The 15,957-nt window shown below is 69.9% G+C and carries 10 protein-coding genes; 5 read left to right on the top strand and 5 right to left on the bottom strand.

Features of this window, described 5'->3' with window-relative positions; genetic code table 11:
* Positions 1-67 precede the first annotated feature (67 nt).
* From IGS68_RS23315 to IGS68_RS23305, 3 genes are all read left to right on the top strand, one after another.
* Positions 68-1,018: a cation diffusion facilitator family transporter gene (locus tag IGS68_RS23315; protein ID WP_201074482.1), complete on the top strand. Its 951-nt coding sequence runs from the start codon at positions 68-70 to the stop codon at positions 1,016-1,018.
* A gap of 179 nt (positions 1,019-1,197) precedes the next feature.
* Positions 1,198-1,524 (top strand): hypothetical protein, encoded by a 327-nt coding sequence (locus IGS68_RS23310; RefSeq protein WP_201074480.1) that lies wholly within the window; start codon positions 1,198-1,200, stop codon positions 1,522-1,524.
* A gap of 180 nt (positions 1,525-1,704) precedes the next feature.
* Entirely contained in the window at positions 1,705-4,605 is a 2,901-nt protein-coding gene (locus IGS68_RS23305; protein ID WP_201074478.1) for a PAS domain S-box protein, read from the top strand.
* A gap of 66 nt (positions 4,606-4,671) precedes the next feature.
* Here IGS68_RS23305 and IGS68_RS23300 read toward each other — a convergent pair whose 3' ends face one another.
* Genes IGS68_RS23300 through IGS68_RS23285 form a run of 4 tightly spaced genes read right to left on the bottom strand, consistent with a single transcriptional unit; the run spans position 4,672 to position 10,895 of the window.
* Positions 4,672-5,028 carry a Lin0512 family protein gene (locus tag IGS68_RS23300; protein ID WP_201074475.1) on the bottom strand — a complete coding sequence of 119 codons (357 nt, stop codon included), beginning with the start codon at positions 5,026-5,028 and terminating at the stop codon, positions 4,672-4,674.
* 52 nt (positions 5,029-5,080) lie between these two features.
* Positions 5,081-6,541 (bottom strand): efflux transporter outer membrane subunit, encoded by a 1,461-nt coding sequence (locus IGS68_RS23295; RefSeq protein WP_201074473.1) that lies wholly within the window; start codon positions 6,539-6,541, stop codon positions 5,081-5,083.
* A 31-nt stretch (positions 6,542-6,572) separates the two neighbouring features.
* Positions 6,573-9,716 carry an efflux RND transporter permease subunit gene (locus IGS68_RS23290; protein ID WP_201074471.1) on the bottom strand — a complete coding sequence of 1,048 codons (3,144 nt, stop codon included), beginning with the start codon at positions 9,714-9,716 and terminating at the stop codon, positions 6,573-6,575.
* Positions 9,717-9,743: 27 nt separating this feature from the next.
* On the bottom strand, positions 9,744-10,895 hold the full coding sequence (locus IGS68_RS23285; RefSeq protein WP_201074469.1) for an efflux RND transporter periplasmic adaptor subunit: 1,152 nt from the start codon (positions 10,893-10,895) through the stop codon (positions 9,744-9,746).
* 270 nt (positions 10,896-11,165) lie between these two features.
* Here IGS68_RS23285 and IGS68_RS23280 point away from each other — a divergent pair, with 270 nt between their 5' ends.
* Entirely contained in the window at positions 11,166-11,768 is a 603-nt protein-coding gene (locus IGS68_RS23280; RefSeq protein ID WP_201074467.1) for a TetR/AcrR family transcriptional regulator, read from the top strand.
* Between the two features lie 16 nt (positions 11,769-11,784).
* Here IGS68_RS23280 and IGS68_RS23275 read toward each other — a convergent pair whose 3' ends face one another.
* On the bottom strand, positions 11,785-13,035 hold the full coding sequence (locus tag IGS68_RS23275; RefSeq protein WP_201074465.1) for a sensor histidine kinase: 1,251 nt from the start codon (positions 13,033-13,035) through the stop codon (positions 11,785-11,787).
* A 443-nt stretch (positions 13,036-13,478) separates the two neighbouring features.
* Here IGS68_RS23275 and IGS68_RS23270 point away from each other — a divergent pair, with 443 nt between their 5' ends.
* The gene (locus IGS68_RS23270) at positions 13,479-15,953 is read left to right on the top strand and encodes a PAS domain S-box protein (RefSeq protein ID WP_201074463.1); all 2,475 of its coding nucleotides are present in this window, start codon (positions 13,479-13,481) and stop codon (positions 15,951-15,953) included.
* Positions 15,954-15,957: the final 4 nt, after the last annotated feature.

Below are 15,957 nucleotides of genomic sequence, written 5' to 3'. Positions count from 1 at the left end.
GGTCCCGTCCATGGTTTAATGGTGGAGGCCGCCGGCGGCGGTCTCCTGAACCTTGGAGGTGCCGGGCATGGGCTCCCACTCTCACCACGACCATGGCGGCGGGCACGGCCACGCCCACGCCCACGCCCACGCCCACTCCCACTCGCATAACGAGCGCCGCCTGCTGCTGGCCCTGCTGCTGACCGGGAGCTTCATGGTGGTGGAGGCGGCCGGCGGCATCCTGGCCGGCTCGCTCGCCCTGCTCGCCGATGCCGGGCACATGCTGACCGACACGGCGGCGCTGGCCCTGTCCTGGTACGCCTTCAGGGTCGGCCGGCGGCCGGCCACGGCGGACCGGTCCTACGGGCAGCACCGGTTCCAGGTGCTGGCCGCCCTGATCAACGGCGCCACGCTGATCGCGGTAGCCGCCTGGATCGTCCTGGAGGCGGCAGAGCGGCTGCTGGATCCCGTTCCCGTCATGGGCACCACCATGCTCGCCATCGCCGCGGCCGGCCTGGCGGTCAACGTCGCCGCGTTCCTGATCCTGCACGGCGGCGACCAGCGGAACCTCAACATGAGGGGGGCGGCGCTCCATGTCCTGGGCGACCTGCTCGGGTCGGTCGCGGCCATCGTGGCGGCCGGCGTCATCCTCTGGACCGGCTGGACGCCCATCGACCCGATCCTGTCGGTCCTGGTGGCCCTGCTGATCCTCCGCAGCGCCTGGGCTCTGGTCGCCCGGTCCTGGCACGTGCTGATGGAGGGAACGCCGGAAGGGCTGGACATCGACCGGCTCAGCCGCGAGCTGGCCGACGCGGTCCCCGGCGTGGCGGACGTCCACCATGTCCATGCCTGGTCGCTGACGCCCGACCGTCCGCTGATCACCTTCCACGCCAGCCTCGCCGCCGGCGCCGACCACGACGAGGTGCTTCGCCGGCTCCGCCAGGAACTGGCGCACCGCTTCGACATCGAGCATTCGACGATCCAGCTGGAGCGGGACCCGTGCCAGGTGGAGCCCTGCCGGGGCAGGACCTTCGCCTGAGCGGCCCGGGCCGGCGCCGCGCCCGAAAAACCGTCGACTGAAAAAAAATCAAGGGGCGTCAACGTGTAGTGATCCATTTCACAGCGCGGTTCCCGTTCCGGGGCCACTCTCCCGCCAGTCCTCACCCCTTGGATTTCCATCGGAAGTCGAAGGGCACCAGGAAAGCCAGGAGCGCCGCGATGACTGTGATCCCGTTTCCCGCCTGCCGCTTCACGCCCGCCGATCTGGTCGCCTTCTACCGGATCGCGCTGCCCAAATGCTCACGGGGCGCCTGGGCGGCGGTCGCCCGCCAGACCGGCCGGCACCATGACAGGCTGCTGATCTCGCTGCCGGGGATCGAGGATCCCGTCTTCATCTTCGAGCGCGACGCGGGCGGCCGCTACCGGCTGTGGTTCAGGGAAGGCGGCACGCGCTGCATCGGGTCGGCCGCGACGGCGGAGGAATGCCTCGGGGTCTGGCACGCGGCGCCGGTCCGCAGACGATCCGGCGCGGTGCCGGGGCGCTGACGCTCCGGATTGAATTAAATGTATTTTAACCATGATGGCCGAGTCTTCGGATCCGTAGCGATGCCGAAACGACCCTTCCGTCTCCTCCCTGGGGGACAGGCAGACTCGAACCGGCGGCGCAATCCACCAAACAACGGCGCCTCGCGCCCTTCAACAGCCGATTGGCCGCGGCGCGTCCAGATGAGCCTGCTCTCACGCCTGATCCTGATCTTCCTGTCCATCCTGGTCCCCGGGGTCGGAATCGGCATCTTCACCGACTACGAAGCCCGGAACTCGGCCGAGGCCGCCGTCCGGGAAGAGGCGTCGAGGCTGCTCGACAGGGTCCAGGGGGAGCAGGCGCGCGTCTTCGACGGCATCCGGCAGATCGCCGCCCTGGTCGCCGCGACCGATGCCGTCAGGGCCGGCGACCGGGCCGGATGCCAGGCCCTGCTGGACAGGACCGTCCAGCGATTGTCCCCCCACCTGACCATCTCGGTCGCGGACCGGCGGGGCGTCCTGCTCTGCTCCAGCCGGCCGGACCAGGTCGGGCGCTCGATCGGCGACCGGTCCGACATCATGGCGGCGCTGAAGACCGACGAGATGGTGGTCGGCGAGTTCATCCGGCCGGACATGGCGGCCGGCGGCGGCGCCCTGCCGTTCGCCCTGCGCTATGTCGACGATACCGGGGATTCCGGCGGGGTCGTGACCGTGCTGCTCGACGTCGCATGGTGGAACGCCGTCCCCGACGAGGTCCCGCTGCCCGACGGCGTTTCCCTGATCGTCACCGACCGCGCCGGGACCATCCTGGCGGTCCGGTCGGCCCACGCCGCGGCACCGAGTTCGGACGCTCCGGAGGTGATGGCGACGGTGCGTCCCTCCGCCGCGGTCCGGGGCCTTTTCGTCGGCATCGGCATCGGCATCGACCCGGAGGAGATCCGCCAGCGCCTCGACGAGGTGATGCGGCACCGGACGCTGGTGATCGGCGCCGGGCTGCTCGCCGCCCTGGCGGCCGCCGCGGCCCTGGCCTACCGGCTCGTCCTCCACCCGGTCGCGGCCCTGGCCCGCACGGCCGACCTGTGGCGTGCCGGCGACGCCCGGGCGGGCGCCTTCGCCAGCGACGACACGTCCGAGTTCGGGACCCTGGGCAGGACCTTCGACGCCATGGCCGACGCGCTGGAGCGCAGCCGGCAGGAGCGGGAACGGGCGGAAGCGGCGGCCGACCGGATGGCGGCTGTCCTGGAAGGCACCGCCGACGGCATCTGCGAGGTCGACGGCGGCTGGCTGATCACCTACGCCAACCTGCAGTGCCGGACCCTGCTGGGCGGCGACCGGGAGTTGGTCGGCATGCCGCTGCTGGAGGCCCTGCCGGAGGCGCTGGCCGATACCTTCCGGACCGAATGCGCGCGGGCCCTCGCGGACCAGGTCCCGGTCAGCTTCGAGGCCTATCCGGCTCCGCTCTCGCGCTGGCTGTCGGTCCGGCTCCTGCCCTGCCGGGACGGCCTGCTGATCTCCTTCCAGGACATCACCGAGCGGCGCGAGACGGAGCTGTGCATCGAGCGGGCGGAGGCCCATTACCGGGCGATCGTCGACACCGCCGTGGACGGGATGGTGGTGATCGACCATACCGGGATCATCCAGTCCTTCAACCCGGCCGCCGAGCGCATGTTCGGCCATGCCGCGGCGGAGGTCATCGGCCGGAACGTCACGGTGCTGATGCAGGACCGCGACGCCGCGGTCCATGACGGCCACATCTGGAACTACCGGCACGGCAGCGACCGCAACGTGATCGGGCGGAAGCGCGACCTGGAGGGGCGGCGCAAGGACGGCACGGTCTTCGCGCTTGAACTGTCGGTCGCCGAATGGTCGGACGGGCGGCAGCGGTTCTTCACCGGCTTCATGCGCGACATCACCCTGCGCCGCCGGACCGACGCCGCGATCCAGGCCGCCCGCGACGAGGCGGTGGCCGCGCGGGCCGAGGCGGAGCGGGCCGTCCTGGCCAAATCGAAGTTCCTGGCCGCCGCGAGCCACGACCTGCGCCAGCCCGTGCAGTCCCTGTTCTTCCTGGGGTCGGCGCTGGCCGATGGATTGCGCGGCCATCCGATGCTGCCGCTGGTCGGCAGCATCAACCAGGCGACCGAGGCCCTGAAGCTGCTGCTCGACGGGCTGCTCGACATTTCCAAGCTGGATGCCGGCGTGATCACGCCGCAGGTGACCGACATGCCGGTCGCCGATCTGCTCCGCCGCCTGGGGGCCGAATACGCCCACCGCGCCGAGCGGCAAGGACTGCGGCTCAAGGTGGTGCCGTCGGACAGCACCGTGCGGACCGACGCCGTCCTGCTGGAACGCATCCTGCGCAACCTGATCGAAAACGCGCTGCGCTATACCGAACGGGGGCGCATCCTGATCGGCTGCCGCCGGATCGACCTGGACACCCTGCGCATCGAGGTGCGGGACACCGGCATCGGTTTCCCGGCCGACCAGGCCGAGTCCATCTTCGAGGAGTTCCACCGAATCAACCCGGGCGACGGCGGCGATGCCGCGGAGGAGGCCCAGGGCCTGGGGCTGGGGCTCGCCATCGTGCGCCGGCTCGCCGGGCTGCTCGGCCATCCCGTTTCGGTGACCTCGACGCCGGGCCGCGGCTCGCGCTTCTCGATCGACGTGCCGCTGGTCGCATCGGCCGCCGCGGCCCTGGCCGCGCCGCCGGTCATCGACGATCGCCGCGGGCGCGGGCTCGCCCTGATCCTCGACGACGAGCCGGTGATCCTGATCGGGCTGAAGCTGTTGCTGGAGAGTTGGGGCTACCGGGTGCTGTCGGCCCGGAACCCGGGCGACGCGCTGCGCCAGGTGGCGGACGACGGGGTGCCCGACCTGATCGTCGCCGATTACCGCCTGGGCGACGGGGTCAAGGGGCCGGATGCGATCCGGAAGCTGCGGGCGGCCACGGGGGCGGACATCCCGGGGATCATCCTGACCGGCGACACGACGCAGGAACTGCTCGACGAGGTCGAGCGCGGCGGCTTCGACCTCCTGCACAAGCCGGTGGCGTCCCATGAACTCCGCCGGAAGCTGGAAGCCCTGTGCGAACCCGAGGGAGGGCCGTAGGCTCCCGAGGGAGGGTGCGCGTCCCGCGCACCCTGGGCGGCGGGACGCCGCCCCTCCGCACCGGTTTCAGATCCCGACCTCGACGGCGGCGTTGACGATGTAGATCATCTCGTTGGCGTCGCCCTTGTCCGCCAGGAAGATGCCGCTGGGCGCCAGCATCCCGCCGGCGACCACCTCGATGCTTACCTGGCCGTAGGGGAAGACCGCGCGCACGGCCTCATGGTCCAGCTTCTCGGCGTCCGCCGGCACAGCGAGGTGGACCCGCACCCGCATGCGGCTGGTGTCGCCGTCCACCAGGGTACGCATCCCCGGCATGGAGTTGCGTTCGATGGCGTTCCGCACGGCGCGCACGGCCGCCTTGGTCACATCCTGGCCGTGCAGGTCGGCGCCCATGCCGAGCTCGACGAACATCACCTGCTTCATGGCTCGTTTCCTCCCTTCGAAATCCGGCCCGAGAAAGCCGGAGCAGCCGGGCTTACTCCGGGTTGCCCGCCACCCTCACGGGTTCGGCCGGCGCCCCGCCGCCCAGCACCTTGTACAGGGTGACGAGATTGCCGAGCTGCGACAAGCGCGCGTTGATCAGGTCCTGCTGGGCCGAGTACAGCGACCGCTGGCTGTCCAGCGCGTTGAGGAAGCTGTCCAGGCCGCGGTTGTAGCGCAGGATCGACAGGTCGTAGCTCGACCGCGTCGCGTCGACCAGGGCGCTCTGGGCCTCCAGCTGGTCGTCCAGCGTGCCCTGGGCGGCCAGGGCGTCGGACACCTCGCGGAAGGCGACCTGGATCGCCCGCTCGTACCGGGCGACCCCGATCTCCCGCTGCACCTTGGTGCTCTCCAGGTTCGCCTCCCGCAGGCCGTAGTCGAAGATCGGCAGGCCGATCTGGGGCAGGAAGCTCCAGGCGCCGCTGCCGCCGTCGAACAGGCCCGACAGGGCGGCGCTGGCCGTGCCGGCCGAGGCGGTCAGCCCGATGGTCGGGAAGAAGGCCGCCCGCGCGGCGCCGATATTGGCGTTAGCCGCCCGCAGATTGTACTCGGCCTCGATGATGTCGGGGCGGCGCTGGAGCAGGTCGGAGGGCAGTCCCACCGGCAGGTCGGCGACGAAGTCGCCGGTGCCGAGCGACGGCGCCCCGTCCAGCACGGAATCGTCGATCGGGGTGCCGACCAGCAGCGCCAGGGCGTTCTTGTCCTGGGCGATCAGGCGGACATAGGCCGCCCGGTTGGCCCGCGCCGTCTCCACCGCCGTGCGCGCCTGGGCCACGTCGAGCTGGGTGCCGACGCCGCGGTCGAAGCTGCGCCGGGTCAGGTCGAAGGACTGCTGCTGGGTCCGCAGCGTGTCCTCGGTCAGCTTCAGAAGCTCCTGGTCGGCCAGCAGGGTCAGGTAGGCGTTGGCGACCTCCGCGATCAGCGAGATCCGGGCTGCGGCCTGGGCCTGCTCGGTCGCGAAGAAGCTTTCCAGGGCCGACTGCTCCAGGCTGCGGATGCGGCCGAACAGGTCCAGCTCGAACGACGTGGTGCCGATGCTGGCTTCCCACTGGCTGCCGACCGAGGCCCGGCCGGTCCGCGACAGGTCGGCCGGCGTGCGCTGGCGGGTCAGGCTGCCGCCGACGTCCACGGCCGGCAGCAGCGTGGACCGCTCGATGCGGTACTGGGCCCGGGCCTGCTCGACGTTGAGCGCCGCGACCCGAAGGTCGCGGTTGTTGGCCAGGGCAGTCCCGATCAGCTCCTGGAGCCGGGTCGACCGGAAGAATTCCTGCCAGCCCAGGTCGGCCAGCGTGGGCCCCGCGCTTGCCGGCAGGGCCGCCGCCGAGTCCATATAGGCGGGACCCGACGGCCAAGCCTGCGGCACCGGCGACCCGGGCCGGACATAGTCGGGGATGAAGGAGCATCCGCCGAGCAGCAGCAGGGCCAGGGATGCCGGGGCGAGGCGCCGTTTCGTCATGATCTTGTCCGTCATTTCCTTCAGCGCCTCGTCAGTCGGCCTGGGCCGGTTCGGGTGTGCCCTGGTGACCCTTCGGGGCCCAGCGGGCGACCAGCTTCAGCACCGCCACGAAGAACACCGGCACGAAGAAGATCGCCAGCACGGTGGCCGAGATCATGCCGCCCATCACGCCGACGCCGATGGCGTTCTGGCTGCCCGAACCGGCGCCGGTGCTGATCGCCAGCGGCAGCACGCCCAGGATGAAGGCGAAGGACGTCATCAGGATCGGCCGCAGGCGCTGGCGGCACGCCTCGATGGTCGCCTCCAGCAGGCCCATGCCCTCGTCGTGCATGTCCTTGGCGAACTCCACGATCAGGATCGCGTTCTTCGCCGACAGGCCGATGGTCGTCAGCAGGCCCACCTGGAAATAGACGTCGTTGGGCAGGCCCCGCAGGTGCGCCGCGATGACGGCGCCCAGCACGCCCAGCGGCACCACCAGGATGACCGAGGCCGGGATCGACCAGCTCTCGTACAGGGCGGCCAGGCACAGGAACACGACCAGGATCGAGATCGCGTACAGGGCCGGGGCCTGGGAGCCGGACAGCCGTTCCTCGTAGGACAGGCCCTGCCACTCGAAGCTGATGCCCGTGGGAAGCTGGCGCGCCAGGTCCTCCATGATCGCCATGGCCTCGCCGGAACTGACGCCCGGCGCCGCCTGGCCCTGGATGTTGATCGAGGAGACGCCGTTGAACCGCTCCAGCCGGGGCGAACCGTAGTCCCAGTGAGTGGTCGAGAAGGTGGAGAAGGGCACCATCTCGCCCGCCCCGTTCCGCATGTACCAGCGGTCCAGATCGGACGGCAGCATGCGGTAGGGCGCGTCGGCCTGCAGATAGACCCGCTTGACCCGGCCGTTCTCGATGAAGTCGTTGACGTAGCTGGAGCCCCAGGTCGCCGTCAGCGTCGTGTTGATGTCCGCCAGCGACAGGCCCAGCGCGCTCGCCTTCTCCCGGTCGATGTCGATCCGCAGCTGCGGATTGTCGTCCAGCCCGTTGGGCCGGACGCCGACCAGCGCCGGGTTCTGCGCCGCGAGGCCGAGCAGCTGGCCGCGCGCCTGCATCAGCGCCTCGTGCCCCAGGCCGCCGCGGTCGACCAGCTGCATGTCGAAGCCGGTGGCGTTGCCCAGCTCGATGATGGCCGGCGGGGTGAAGGCGAAGATCATCGCGTCGCGGACCCGGGACAGCGAGGCCATGGCGCGTCCGGCGATGGCGCTGACGGCGCCCTCGTCGCTGCCGCGGACCTCCCAGTCCTTCAGGTTGGCGAAGGCGATGGCGGTGTTCTGGCCGCGGCCGCTGAAGCTGAAGCCGGCGACCGCGAAGATGCCGTTGACGTAGTCCTTCTCGTCCTCGAGGTAATGGCGCTCGACCGCCTCGACGGTTTCCAGCGTCCGTTCCAGCGTGGCGCCGGGGGGCAGGGCCATCTGGGTCAGCAGGATGCCCTGGTCCTCGTTGGGCAGGAAGGCGGCGGGCAGGCGGACGAACAGCACGCCCAGGCCGGCGACGATCAGCAGGTAGATCACCAGGTACCGGCCGCGCCGGTGGATCATGTGGCCGACGCCCCGCTGGTATCGGGCGTTGCCGCGGTCGAAGGTGCGGTTGAACCAACCGAAGAAGCCCTTGCGCGGCTGGCCGTGGCCCTTGACCGGCTTCAGCATGGTGGCGCAGAGCGCGGGCGTCAGGATCAGCGCCACCACCACCGACAGCGCCATGGCCGACACCACGGTCAGCGAGAACTGGCGGTAGATGGCGCCGGTCGATCCGCCGAAGAAGGCCATGGGAACGAACACGGCGGACAGGACCAGCGCGATGCCGATCAGCGCGCCGGTGATCTGGCCCATGCTCTTCCGGGTCGCCTCCCTGGGCGACAGCCCTTCCTCCGCCATCACGCGCTCGACGTTCTCGACCACGACGATGGCGTCGTCGACCAGCAGGCCGATGGCCAGCACCATGGCGAACATGGTCAGCGTGTTGATGGTGAAGCCGGCCGCCGCCAGCACGCCGAAGGTTCCAAGCAGCACCACAGGCACCGCGATGGTCGGGATCAGCGTCGCCCGGAAGTTCTGGAGGAACAGGTACATGATGGCGAAGACGAGGACGATCGCCTCCAGCAGCGTATGCACCACGCCCTCGATCGACAGCTTGACGAACGGGGTCGTGTCATAGGGGTAGACGACCTCGACCCCGGCCGGGAAGAAGGGCTTCAGTTCCTCGATCCGCTCCCGCACGGCGGCGGCGGTGTCCAGCGCGTTGGCCCCGGTCGCCAGGCTGATGCCCATGCCGGCGGCGGGCTTGCCGTTGTAGCGCGCGACGGTGGTGAAGTTCTCTGCCCCGACCTCGACCCGGGCGACGTCGGCCAGACGGATCTGGGAACCGTCGGTGTTGACCCGGATCAGGATCCTGCTGAATTCCTCCGGCGTCTGGAGCCGGGTCTGGGCGATGATGGTCGCGTTGAGCTGCTGGCCGGGCGCCGCCGGGGCGCCGCCGAGCTGGCCGGCCGACACCTCGGCGTTCTGCGCGGTGATGGCGCCCACCACGTCGGTCGTGGTCAGGCCGTAGCTGATCAGCTTGTTCGGGTCCAGCCAGATGCGCATGGCGTGCTGGGCGCCGAACAGGGTCACGGTGCCGACGCCGGTCACCCGGCTGATCGGGTCCTGGACGCTGGACGCCACGAAGTCGGCGATGTCGTCCTGGGGCATGGTGCCGTCGGACGACACGAACCCCATGACCATCAGGAAGGTGTTGTTGCCCTTGGTGACCTGGACGCCCTGCTGCTGGACCTCCTGCGGCAGGCGCGGCATGGCGAGCTGCAGCTTGTTCTGCACCTGCACCTGCGCGATGTCGGGGTCGGCCTCCGGGTTGAAGGTCAGGGTGATCTGGGCCGTGCCGGAGCTGTCGCTGTTGGACGAGATATAGCGCAGATGGTCGAGACCGTTCATCTGCTGCTCGATGACCTGGGTCACCGTACCTTCCAGCGTCTGGGCCGAGGCGCCCGGATACGTCGCGTTGATGCGGATCGAGGGCGGGGCGATCGAGGGATACTGCTCGATCGGCAGCCCCAGGATGCTCAGGCCGCCCGCCAGCATGATCACGATCGCGATCACCCAGGCGAAGACCGGCCTGTCGATGAAGTATTTTGACATGTTGGATCCGTGATCTGGGCCGCGCCCCTACCGGGCTTCTTCGGCCTGGGCGACCGCGCCCGGCTGGCCGGCGTCGAGCGCCACCGCATTGACCTGGGCGCCGGGCGCCACCTTCTGGATGCCTTCCACGACGACCCGGTCGCCGGGGGCGACGCCCTGGGTGACCAGCCACTTGTCGCCGATCGCCCGCTCCGCGTTCACCGTCTTCTGGGCGGCCTTGCCGTCCGGACCGACCGCCCAGACGAAGGCGCTGCCGTCGGGCCGGCGGACCACCGCCTGCTGCGGCACCATGAAGACGTTCTCGGCGGCGCCCCAATTGACCTTGGCCCGGACGAACAGTCCCGGCAGGAGGTCCTGGTTCGGATTCGGGAACACGGCGCGCAGCCGGACCGAGCCGGTCGATTCGTCGACGCTGACCTCCGAGAACTGGAGCTCGCCCCGGTGCGGGTAGGGGGCGTCGTTCGATCCGCCGACCAGCAGGGTGACCGGCGCCTTGCCCTCGACGCTCTGGATCGCGCCGCGGCCGACGGCCTGGCGCAGTCGGAACATCTCGGCGCTGGACTGGGTCACGTCCACGTAGATCGGGTCTAGCTGGGTGACCGTCGCCAAGGCCTGGGTCTGGTTGGCGGTGACCAGGGCGCCCTCGGTCACGGTCGAGCGGCCGATCCGGCCGGAGATCGGAGAGGCGACCTTCGTGTAGTCGAGGTTGATCTGGGCCGTCCGGATCGCCGCCTTGGCGGAGGCGACCTGGGCCTCGTTCTCCAGCAGGGTCGCGGCGATGTCGTCGTAATCCTGCTGGCTGACGGCGCGCGACTTGACCAGGTCGCGGTAGCGGGCCGCCTTGGTCCGGGCCGACTTGGCCGCCGCTTCGGCGCGCTGAAGCTCGGCCTTGGCGGTGTCGAGCGACGCCTGGTAGGGAGCGGGGTCGATCTGGTAGAGCTGCTGCCCCGCCTTGACTTCCGCGCCTTCCTCGAACAGGCGCTTCAGGATGATCCCGTTGACCTGCGGCCTGACCTCGGCCAGGCGCGCCGCCGTGGTTCGTCCCGGCAGTTCCGTCGTGACGTCGACCGATTGCGGCTGCAGCGTGACGACACCCACCTCCGCCGGCGGGCGGCCCTGGCCGCCCCCCTGTTGGGCGACGGCGCCCGTGCCATCACACCCCGTCGCGAGAAAAAGCATCGCGACGGCAATCGAGGAGTTCCTGACTGACCAGAAATTCATCATCGCAGCCCCATGACCTGTCTGTATTTCTTGAAGGAAGCGACCCGGCGGGCGGCAGGACGCAAGCCCGCATTGAACCGGTCAGCTCTGTACTGTACGATACAGTATAGTGCGCAGGTGCAAAGTACAAGTCTGTCTAATCGAGGGATGCTGAATGGCAGGGGACGACGTGGTGCATAGGGGGCGGGGCACGGAGGTGCGCCGATGACGCTGGAGGGATGTTTCAAGATGTGCGGGCCGCGAGGGGATGCGCGGCGCCGCGCCATACTGGACGCTGCCTGGACGCTGTTCCTGGAAAAGGGATTCGAGCGGACCACCCTGGCCGACATCATCGCCCTGTCGGGCGGGTCGCGGTCGACCGTCTACGAGGCGTTCGGCGACAAGGACGGCCTGTTCGAGACCGCGATCACCTTGAAATGCGCGGAGTTCGCCGAGCGCTTCCGGAACATCCCGTTCCGCGACGGCGATCCCGAGCGGGCCCTGACGGATTTCGGCATGAGTTTCGTCCAGGGCGTCCTGTCTCCGGACAGTTCGAAGATCATGCGCCTGCTGATCGCCAATGCGGACCAGTTGCCCCGGGCGATCGACGCCTTCTTCAAGGGCGGCCCCAATGTCATCCGCGGTATCCTGGCGGACTACCTGCGGTCGGCCACCGAGCGCGGAGAACTGAATGTCGGCGACCCGGAACAGGCCGCCGCCACCTTCATGGGGCTGCTGCACGGCGACCAATACCTGAAGATGCTGCTGCGCCCGTCCGACCTGGCTCCGCCGGAAGAAATGGCCCGCCATGTGGAGGGAGTGGTCGCGATCTTCCTGGACGGCGTGCGCTGATCCCGGTTCCGGGCGCTCACTCCGCCGGTTTCGCCAGGGTGAAGTGGAAGGTGCTGCCGCGGCCCGGTTCGGAGGTGACCCAGATCCTGCCGCCATGGTGCTCGACGATCTTGCGGCAGATCGCGAGGCCGATGCCCGTGCCGTCATAGTCGCCGCGGCCGTGGAGCCGCTGGAACACCATGAAGATCCGGTCGAAATGCTCCGCCGCGATGCCCAGCCCGTTGTCGGTCACGCCGAAGCGCCAGCAGCCGGGCTCGTCGGCCCAGTCGATCGAGATTTCCGGCACCGTGCCGGGAGAGCGGTATTTCACCGCGTTGCCGATCAGGTTCTGGAAGAGCCGCGTCAGCTCGTTGTCGTCGGCAGGCACCACGGGCAGGTCGGGCGGCACCCGGAGTATGGCGGCGCTTTCGGCAAGTGCCACCTGGAGATTATGGCGGGCGGCCGCGATGACCTCGGCCACCGGGATCGGCGCCATCGCCTTCGAGCGCCGGCCGACCCGTGAGTAGTCCAGCAGGTCCAGGATCAGCCGGTCCATCCGCGTGGCGCCGTCGCGGGCGAAGCCGATGAAGTCGCGGGCATCGTCGTCCAGCCTGTCTTCGTAGCGGCGCTGGAGCAGCGACAGGTAGCTGGTGACCATGCGCAGCGGCTCGCGCAGGTCGTGGGAGGCGACATAGGCGAACTGCTCCAACTCGGCGTTGGAGCGCCTCAGCTCCTCCGCCTGCCGGGCCATCCGGTCGCGCGCCTCGGCGATCTGCTGTTCGTGCCGGCTCCGGTCGGTGGTGTCGCTCATCACGCCGACGAGGCCGCCGACCGACCCGTCCGACTGGCGGTAGAGCGCCTTGGAGAACAGGATGTCGTGGCGCGAGCCGTCGGCGAAGTCGATCTGGGTCTCATAGACCTGGAAAGGGTCTTCCAGGGCCGCCAGGCAGGTATCGGCGTTGTCGTCCAGCCCGGCGAGGGCCGGACCCATCAGGTCCGCCGCGCGCCGGCCGACCACCTCGTCCACCGTGCGGCCGTGGATCGCCGCGAAGGCCCGGTTGCAGCCCAGATAGAAGCCGGCCGCGTCCTTGTAGTAGATCGGGCTGGGAATGGTGTCGAGCAGGGTGGAGAGGAACGCCACCTGGTCGCGCAGTGCTGCTTCCGCCCGTTTCCGCTCGGTATCGTCGCGCGCGGCCGAGTCGATCGCCGCCTGCTGCCGGCGGAGCCGCTCCGCCATCTCCCGCCCGGCTTCGGCCAGCCGGTCCAGCCGGTGAAGGAGCGCGAGCACGACCGCCGCGGCGACGACCGCCGCGACGACGGTCGACGGCGGCAGTCCGGCCGCGGGTCCGGCCGCGAAGCCGGCGACGATGACGAAGGCGGCGATCGCCGCGGCCGAGGCGGCATGCCGTTTCAGTGTTCCGCCGTTCAGGATGGACCCCGATGCCCTGTGGTGACTAGGTTGCGCCAGCTAGGCCGGACCTGTCCGGTTATTCAAATCACGATCTTCGGGGCGGACAATAAGTCGCGCCTCCGGAAACGGTATGCCCGGTATGGTAATGGTACGAAGCGTTCGCCGTCGCATCCTTCAGCAGGCATCGGCGGATGCCAGCGTATGTCCGCGGCGCGGCGCACCGGGAGGAGCATCGGAATGGAAGGGCGGTCGAAGCTTCCTGCGGTCAATCGCGGGTGCCGCGTCCCGCCGACCGGCCGCGCTGACCCGCGGATCTTTCCATGACGCGAACGCGCTGGGAAAGCCTCCTGCCGGCCCTGGCCGCGGCGCTGGTCGTGCTGCTGGTCCTCGGCGGCGTGTTCCTGATCGACGCGGCGGAGGGCCGGCGCTACGCCGAGCAGACCACCGCCACGGTGACCGAACGCGCGGCGGCGATCCGCGCCCGGGTCGAACAGGCTCTCAACACCCGCCTGTTCCTGGTCCGGAGCCTGGTGGCGCTGGTCCGCAGCAACCCGGAACTGACCCAGGCCGAGTTCGAGGAGGCGGCCGCCGCCGCGGCGGAAGGCATCGACGGCGTGCGCAGCCTGGCGCTGGCGCGCAACGCGGTCGCGACGCACTTCTATCCCTTGGCCGGGAACGAGCAGGCGATCGGCCACGACCTGCTGGCCGATCCGAACCGGCGGGGCGCCATCATGGAGGTCCTCGGCAAGCGGCGTTTCCTGATCCAGGGCCCGGTGCCCCTGCTGCAGGGCGGCGTCGCCGTGGTCGGACGGCTGCCCGTGGTGCTGCCCGACAGCCCGACGGCCGCCATCCAGGCCACCCCGCGCGGCAAGGTCTGGGGGCTGGCGGTCATCATCATCGACGTGGAGACCATCCTGCGCGAGGCGGGAGCGGCGGGCGCCGGGGACGAGACGGTCGAATTCGCCATACGGGGCCGGGACGGCCTCGGCGCGTCGGGGGAGGTCTTCCTGGGGCGGTCCGAGCTGTTCGAGGAATCCCCGGTACTGACCGACATCATCCTGCCCAACGGGACCTGGCAGCTCGGCGCGCTGCCGCGCGACGGCTGGTCCAGCCGGTCCCCCTACGCCGCCAGCCTGCGCCTGGTCGGCGGATTGCTGGCCGCGGCCTGCGGGTTCGCGGCTTGGCGGCTGGTGCGCGATCCCATCAAGCTCCGCCGCGAAGTGGCCGCCGCGCGCGAGACCGTGCTGGTCAGCGAGTGCCGGCAATCGATGTTGGTGGACAGCGTCGAGGACTACGCCATCTACATGCTCGGACCCGACGGTACGGTCGCGAGCTGGAGCAACGGCGCCCGGCGTATCGTGGGTTACGGCGCGGAGGAAGTCGTCGGCCGGCCCTACGGCCTGTTCTTCCTGCCCGACGCGGTCCAGGCCGGCGTCCCCGAGGTCGAGCTGGCGGTCGCGCGCGAGAAGGGCCGGCATTCGACCGAGCGCTGGCATCTGCGCCGGAACGGCTCGCGCTTTCCCTGCGTCACGACCATCGCGAGTATATGGGAGGGCGGCCGGAACGAGGCCCGGGATGGCGGCGAGGGCCGTCTGCTGGGATTCTCCGTGGTCACCCACGACCTGACCCAGCGGATCGAGATCGAGAACAATCTTCGCGAGAGCAACCGGCGCTTCCAGGACATCGTCGGCATGGCCGGGGAGTTCATCTGGGAAATCGACATCGCCGGCCGTTACACCTTCGTCAGCGACCGGGTCCAGGACGTGCTGGGGCACAGCCCGGCGGAACTCCTGCGATGCGCCATGGTCGACACGATGGCGCCGGAGGACGGCGCCCGCATGACGGCCGTGCTGCGCAACCACGCCGCCGCGGCCCGCCCGTTCCGCCACGAGGAATTCCGCTGCATCGGCAAGGACGGCAGGACGGTGTGGCTGTGGGGAAGCGGCATCCCGATCCTGCAGGCCGACGGCCATGTCGCCGGGTTCCGGGGCGTGGCGCAGGACATAACCGACCAGAAGATCATCGAGAACCGGCTGCGCCGGACGGTCGAGAAGCTGGAGCGCTCCAACGTCGAGCTGGCCCGCTTCGCCGAGGTGGCGGCCCACGACCTTCAGGAGCCGCTGCGGATCATGGTCAGCTACGCCAACCTGCTGGTCCGCCGCTATGCCGGGCGCCTCGACAAGGATGCCGACGATTTCCTGGGCTTCATCGTCGAGAGCAGCGTGCGCATGAAATGCCTGATCCAGGATCTGCTGCGCTACTCCCTGATCGAGCGGAGCGATCCCCCGGCGTCGCTGGCGGACACCGGCGCCTGCCTCCGGGAAGCCATGGACGGGGTGAAGGAACTCGTCCATGCGATCGGCGCCGCCGTGGAACTGCCGGACCGCGCGCCCCTCGTGCCGGGAGATGCCCGCGAGATCACCGAGGTCTTCCGGAACCTGCTGGCGAACGCGATCGAGTACCGGGCGTCCGACCGGGACCTGAGGATAGCCGTCGGCGTCAAGCCGGCCGGCTCCGCCTGGGAATTCTCGGTCTCGGACAACGGCATCGGGATAGAGGCCCGGTATTTCGACCGGATCTTCGAGGTGTTCGAGCGACTGCATACCCAGCGCGTCCATCCCGGCACCGGCATCGGGCTGGCGATCTGCCGGAAGATCGTGCAGCGCCATGGCGGCACCATGGCCGTGTCGTCGGTGCCCGGCTCCGGCTCCGTCTTCTCCTTCACCCTTCCGGCGGCTGCGGCGGATGACCACGCTCCGCGCGCCGAGCTTGTCGCGGAACCGGCGGCGTCATAAGCAT

The organism is Skermanella sp. TT6, from assembly GCF_016653635.2.
Taxonomy (GTDB): domain Bacteria; phylum Pseudomonadota; class Alphaproteobacteria; order Azospirillales; family Azospirillaceae; genus Skermanella; species Skermanella cutis.
The sequence above is the reverse complement of the archived record's forward strand: the minus strand, read 5'-3'. Positions and strand labels throughout refer to the sequence as shown.